Annotated in this window: 6 protein-coding genes and 1 pseudogene; all 7 read right to left on the minus strand. The window is 72.3% G+C overall.

Annotated features, from left to right (window positions below):
* Positions 1 to 178: 178 nt before the first annotated feature.
* Positions 179 to 1,168 carry an aldo/keto reductase gene (locus GT045_RS27610; protein WP_161295677.1) on the minus strand — a complete coding sequence of 330 codons (990 nt, stop codon included), beginning with the start codon at positions 1,166 to 1,168 and terminating at the stop codon, positions 179 to 181.
* Between the two features lie 193 nt (positions 1,169 to 1,361).
* On the minus strand, positions 1,362 to 2,588 hold the full coding sequence (locus tag GT045_RS27615) for a cytochrome P450 (RefSeq protein ID WP_161335834.1): 1,227 nt from the start codon (positions 2,586 to 2,588) through the stop codon (positions 1,362 to 1,364).
* 103 nt (positions 2,589 to 2,691) lie between these two features.
* Positions 2,692 to 3,903, minus strand: coding sequence for a cytochrome P450 (locus GT045_RS27620; RefSeq protein WP_161295681.1), 1,212 nt, complete (start codon positions 3,901 to 3,903; stop codon positions 2,692 to 2,694).
* On the minus strand, positions 3,900 to 4,493 hold the full coding sequence (locus GT045_RS27625; RefSeq protein WP_161335836.1) for an ATP/GTP-binding protein: 594 nt from the start codon (positions 4,491 to 4,493) through the stop codon (positions 3,900 to 3,902). Before GT045_RS27625 ends, GT045_RS27620 begins: the two co-directional genes overlap by 4 nt.
* 13 nt (positions 4,494 to 4,506) lie before the next feature.
* Positions 4,507 to 4,854, minus strand: coding sequence for a DUF742 domain-containing protein (locus tag GT045_RS27630; RefSeq protein WP_161295685.1), 348 nt, complete (start codon positions 4,852 to 4,854; stop codon positions 4,507 to 4,509).
* A gap of 11 nt (positions 4,855 to 4,865) precedes the next feature.
* Positions 4,866 to 5,273, minus strand: coding sequence for a roadblock/LC7 domain-containing protein (locus tag GT045_RS27635; RefSeq protein WP_161295683.1), 408 nt, complete (start codon positions 5,271 to 5,273; stop codon positions 4,866 to 4,868).
* Positions 5,270 to 5,496: pseudogene (locus tag GT045_RS40050) on the minus strand (hypothetical protein); the annotation flags it as partial. The pseudogene GT045_RS40050 and the gene GT045_RS27635, both read right to left, overlap by 4 nt.

Consider the following 5,496-nt stretch of genomic DNA (forward strand, 5'->3'; position numbering starts at 1 on the left):
ACCGGTCACCGCGGCCCCGCCGACGGCGGACGCGCGAAGGGCACGGGCGGTCCCCACGCCCGCCGGTCCTCGCCGCCAGGCGCCCCCGCGCCGACGGACCGGGGTATTCCGTCGGGATCAGGCCGGGACAAGAGCGGCACCATGCCCCGCGAGCCCGGCACGATCCGAACGGGAGGCCCTAGCGGTTGACGGCCCGCATCCCCGCCTCGTCGTACCGCTCGCCCGCCGCCTCCGGCAGCTCGGCGTCGATGCGGGCCAGGTCCTCGCCGGTCAGCTCGATCCCCACGGCGCCGGCGTTCTGCTCCAGGTAGGTGCGCCGCTTGGTGCCCGGGATCGGCACCAGGTCCTCGCCCTGGGCCAGTACCCAGGCGATGGCCAGCTGGGCCGGTGTCACGTCCTTCTCCGCGGCGATCTCCTTCACCTTCGCCGCCAGCCGCAGGTTCGCCCGCAGGTTGGCGTCCGTGAAACGGGGGTTGTCCCGGCGGAAGTCGTTCTCGTCCAGCTCGTCGGGCGAGGTGAAGCGGCCCGCGAGGAAACCGCGTCCGAGCGGGGAGTACGGCACGAAGCCGATACCCAGCTCCCGGCAGGCGGGCAGCACCTCGGCCTCCACGTCCCGGGTCCACAGCGAGTACTCGCTCTGCACCGCGGTGATCGGATGGACCCTGTGCGCGCGCCGGATCGTCTCCGCGCTCGCCTCGCTCAGCCCGATGTGCCGCACCTTGCCCTCGGCGACCAGCTCGCCCAGCGCGCCGACCGTCTCCTCGATGGGCACGTCGGGGTCGACCCGGTGCTGGTAGTAGAGGTCGATGTGGTCGGTGCCCAGGCGCTCCAGCGAGCCGTGCACCGAGCTGCGCACGTGCTCGGCCGAGCCGTCCTGCCGGCCGACCGTGCTCATGTCACCGGGGACCGCGTCGTCCATCCGGTAGTTGAACTTCGTCGCGATCACGTACTCGTCGCGGTGTCCGCGTATCGCCTCGCCGACCAGCGACTCGTTGGTGAGCGGGCCGTAGACCTGCGCGGTGTCGAGGAAGTCGATGCCGAGGTCGAGGGCGCGCCGGATGGTCGCCACCCCCTCCTCCTGGTCGGCGGAGCCGTAGAAGGCGGACATCCCCATGCATCCGAGGCCGATGGCCGATACCTGGAGGTCCCGCAGGCTGCGCTTCTGCATGGGAGGTCCTTTCGTGCACGCTCGTTCGTCGTCGTCCCGGACGGTTTCGCCGGGCGCGAGGGGCCTTCTTCCATCTAGCGACGGATCCGGGCACCCGGCATCCCGTGCGGGAGGCCGGGCGGCGGGGCCCTGCTCGATGTCCGGGACGCTACGAGCTGGAGCGCGCTCGAAGTCAAGCGCGCTCCACCGGGACCTACGGATTCAGCCGCACCGGCAGCTCGAACAGGTCGTTCTGGGTGACCACGGGCTTGTTGCGCAGCTGCGCCGCCGGAACCGCCAGGTCGAGGCCGGGGAAGCGGGCGTACAGCGCCGGCAGGGCCACGCCCGCCTCCAGGCGGGACAGCGCGGCACCCGGGCAGACGTGCGGTCCGTGACCGAAGGAGATGTGCCGGTTCTTCGTCTCCCGCGTGATGTCGAACTCCCCGGCGGACGGCCCGTGCGCGTTCTCGTCCCGGCCGATCGCCCCGTACGACACGATCAGCGCGTCCCCGGCCGGTATCACCTTGTCGCCGACCGGCACGTCCGCGGTCGCGAACCGGATCAGCACGTGCGACGTCGGGGTGGAGTACCGCAGCGTCTCCTCGATCACCTCCGGCCAGCCGGCCTCGCCCGACAGCACCAGGTCACGCTGCCCGGGATGGGCGCAGAGGTTGACGACGGCGTTGACGATCAGTGAGATCGTCGTCTCGTGGCCTGCCGCCACCATCAGCTGGAGCGTGGAGACGATCTCCGCGTCCGTGAGGCGGTCGCCGTCCTCGGAGGCCAGGACCAGCGCGCTGGTCAGGTCGTCACCCGGCGCCGCCCGCTTCGCCGCCACCGTCTCGCCCATGATCTGCGCGAGTTCGGTGAGGGTCGCGACGACCTCCGCCGGCGGGGTCTGCGTGGAGAAGAACTTCTCGAACAGCACCTTCAGCCGGGGCAGCCGCGCCTCCTCGATGCCCATCAGGTCGGCGATGACGTACATGGGCAGCGGGTAGGCGAAAGCCGCCTTCAGATCCACCGCCTCGTCGCCCGTGGGCAGGGCGTCCAGCAGATCCTCGGTGAGCTTCTCGATCCGCTCCCGCATCCGCTCCACCCGGCGCGGGGTGAGCGCCTGCGCCACCAGCGTGCGCAGCCGGCGGTGGTCGGCGCCGTCCACCGTTAGCATGGAACGGCCCGGATTGGCCAGACCGATCAGCGGCCAGTCCGCGGGGATCTCCCCGCGCTGCCAGGCCCCCCACACCGCGATGTCCTTCACCAGCCGGGGATCGGTGAGCAGCGCCTTGGCCTCGGCATGGCGGGTCACGGCCCACACCGGCACCCCGCCCGGGAGCTCGACGGCGGCGAGCGGACCGGCCGCACGCAGCGCAGCGCTCTCTGCGTCCAGGTCGGTGACGAAGGGATCCAGGGCGATGCGGGGTGCTTCGGTACCGGTCGTCATCGTGACGTGCCTCCCAGGGCAGGGTCGGTCGGAGTACTGAGCAGGTCGGGGGGAGCCCCCCGGGTCCCCTCGGCGGATGGGCCGCCGGCCGAGGCGGCGCCGGTCAGCGGACGGGCACGGGGGTGAAGCGGACCGGCAGCCGCGTCAGTCCCCGCAGCCAGGGCGAGGGCCGGCGGGAGAGGGACTCGGCGGGCACGGCCAGGTCGATGTCCGGCAGCCGGTCGAGGACCACCTCGATGCCGGTGCGGGCGATCACCTCGGCGATCTCCTGCGCCGGGAACGGGCAGCGGTGCTCGCCGTGCCCGAAGGAGAAGTGCGCGTTGTTGCCGCCGGTGAGCGCGGAGCCGTGGGTGCGCACCTGCGGGTCGGAGTTGGCGCCCTGCAGGCCGAGCAGCAGCAGATCGCCGGCCCGGATCCGCCGGCCGCCGAGGTGCGTGTCACGGGCGGCCCAGCGGCCCGCGACGTTCTGGGTGGGCGTGTCCTCCCACAGCACCTCGTTCATCGCCTCGGCGACGCTGTTGCGCCCGCCGAACAGGGAGGCCGCGAACCGGTCGTCGGTCAGCATCAGCCGGAGGGAGTTGCCGATCCAGTCGGCGGTCGGCTGGTGTCCGGCCGCCAGCATCACCATCAGGTCCTGCGTGATCTCCTCGTCGCTGAACCCGCCGTCGTCGGCGAGCATCCGGGACACCACGTCGTCCGCGGGCTCCTTCTTCCGGTCCGCGAGCAACCGCACCATCGAACCGGCCAGCAGGGTCTGTCCGGCGAGCGCCCGCTCACGGCCGTCGATCATGTCGTTGAGGGCGGTGACCAGCCCCGGGCCGTCCTCGTCGGGGAAGCCGTAGAGCCGGGCCAGGACCCGCACCGGAAGCAGCATCGCGTACTGCTCGACCAGGTCGGCCTCGCCCGCCGGGCACAGCGCGTCGATCAGCTCGTCGGCGAACCGCTCGGCGTGCGCCCTCAGTTCGAACGGGTCCACCTCCTCCAGGGCGTTGCTGACCATCGCCGCGCGCCGGCGGTGCCGCTCGCCGACGGTGTAGAGGATGGAGGGCTGCTTGCGCCCGATCATGGGCAGCAGCGGCCAGTCCGCCGGGATGTTCTCCCACTGGTTCCACAGATCGGAGTCCCGGCTGAACAGCGCGGGATCGCCGGTCACCTGGTGCAGTTCCCGGTAGCCGAGCACCAGCCAGGCCGGGACGTCGCCGTCGAGCAGCACCGGCACCACGGCGCCGTGGTCGCGCCGCATCTCCCGGTACAGCCGGGCGGGTTCGGTCTGGAACCGGGGGCCGCCGAGCGGGACGGCGTCGGGGGTGGTCACACGAACTCCTGTCGGGGCAGGCCCGCCCGCGCGGACGGGTCGGCGTACCGGTTCTTCACGTGCTGCACCAGCGTGATCAGGACCTGCTTGCCCGACTCGCGGGAGCGGGCGTCGCAGTCGACCAGCGGCACATGCGGGTCCAGGTCGAGGGCCTCGCGGACGTCCGCGCCGGCGTGCACCGGGCCGCCGAAGTCGTTGCAGGCCACGATGAACGGCGTGCCGTGGTGCTCCAGCCGGTCGATGGCGTACCAGGAGTCGTCGATCCGCCGGGTGTCGACCAGCACGACCGCGCCGAGCGTGCCGGAGAACAGCCGGTCCCACAGGAACCAGAACCGCTCCTGGCCCGGCGCGCCGAACAGGTACAGCACGTTGCGCGCGTCCAGACTGATCCGCCCGAAGTCGAAGGCGACGGTGGTCGCGGACTTGCCGCGTACCTGGCTGATGTCGTCGACCGGCTCACCGGCCTGTGTCATCGTCTCCTCGGTGTTGAGGGGACGGATCTCGCTGACCGAGCGGACCAGCGTGGTCTTGCCGACGCCGAACCCGCCCACGACCACGATCTTGAAACCCTGGTCGGCGGAGGCACCCAACGGGGTGCGCGCGTCAGAGGTTGCGGAGTCCAACGAGCACCTGCTCCAGGATGTCGGGGTCGGTTATGGCCGGCCGGCGCGGGTGGCGGGCGCTGACGCGGCCCGCCGCCTGCAGGTCGCACAGCAGCACCTTGGTGATGCCCACGGGCAGCCGCAGTTCGGCGGCGATCTCCACCACCGAGGTGGGGAACCGGGCCAGCCGGAGGATCGCCGCGTGCTCCGACTGCATGCCGGCCGTCGGCTCCGACTCGGCGACGACGAGGGTGACCAGGTCGAAGGGGTTGTCGGGGTCGGTGCGGCTGCGGCCCTGCGTGATGGTGTACAGCCGGTCGGGGGCATCGTCCCGGCCGGGCCGGTGCACGCCCGGTCGGCTCATGACGTGCGGGGCGGAGCGGTCAGGTGCTCGCCGAGCTGCTCCACCAGTTCGCTCATGTGATGCCCGACGAGGCCCGCGTCGGCGTCCTCGCTGGTGATCACAGCCAGGTGGGCGCCGGCGCCCGCCTCCACGATGAACAGCACACCGCCGTAGAACTCCGTCATCGCCGAGCGGGTTCCGCCGCTCCCGTCGCCGAACTCCACGGACGCCCCGTGCGACAGCGACTGGATTCCGGCGGCGATCGCGGCCAGCTGGTCGGCCTGGTCCACGCTCAGCTCGGGGGTCCGGCACAGCTTCAGCCCGTCCCGGGACAGCACGAGCGCGTGCCGCGCCCCCGGGGTCCTCTCCAGCAGGCCCTCCAGGAGCCAGGTGAGCTTGTCGTCGGCGGTGGTCGGGCCGGTCATGAAGTGGTGTCGCCTTCCGGGTGCGTGTCCGTGTGCGTGTGCGTGTGCGTGTGCGCGCTCGCGTTCGCGTGCGTGGTCGTGTGCTGGTGCGGGTCAGACGGTGCGGGAGCACCGTGTTCACCGGCGCCGGCCGGGGGTTCGGCCGGGCGGTCGTCCGGGGCGGCGGTCGCAGGCGGTACGACGTCAGCGGTGGACAGGGTGTCCGCGGTGGCCGGGGAGGCCG

Source organism: Streptomyces sp. SID486, assembly GCF_009865385.1.
Taxonomy (GTDB): Bacteria; Actinomycetota; Actinomycetes; order Streptomycetales; family Streptomycetaceae; genus Streptomyces.

Excerpts from the sequence above, each read along its gene's own strand:
- GT045_RS27610 (WP_161295677.1), bottom strand. The coding sequence starts at position 1,168 with ATGCAGAAGCGCAGCCTGCGGGACCTCCAGGTATCGGCCATCGGCCTC.
- GT045_RS27615 (WP_161335834.1), bottom strand. The coding sequence starts at position 2,588 with ATGACGACCGGTACCGAAGCACCCCGCATCGCCCTGGATCCCTTCGTC.
- GT045_RS27635 (WP_161295683.1), bottom strand. The coding sequence starts at position 5,273 with ATGACCGGCCCGACCACCGCCGACGACAAGCTCACCTGGCTCCTGGAG.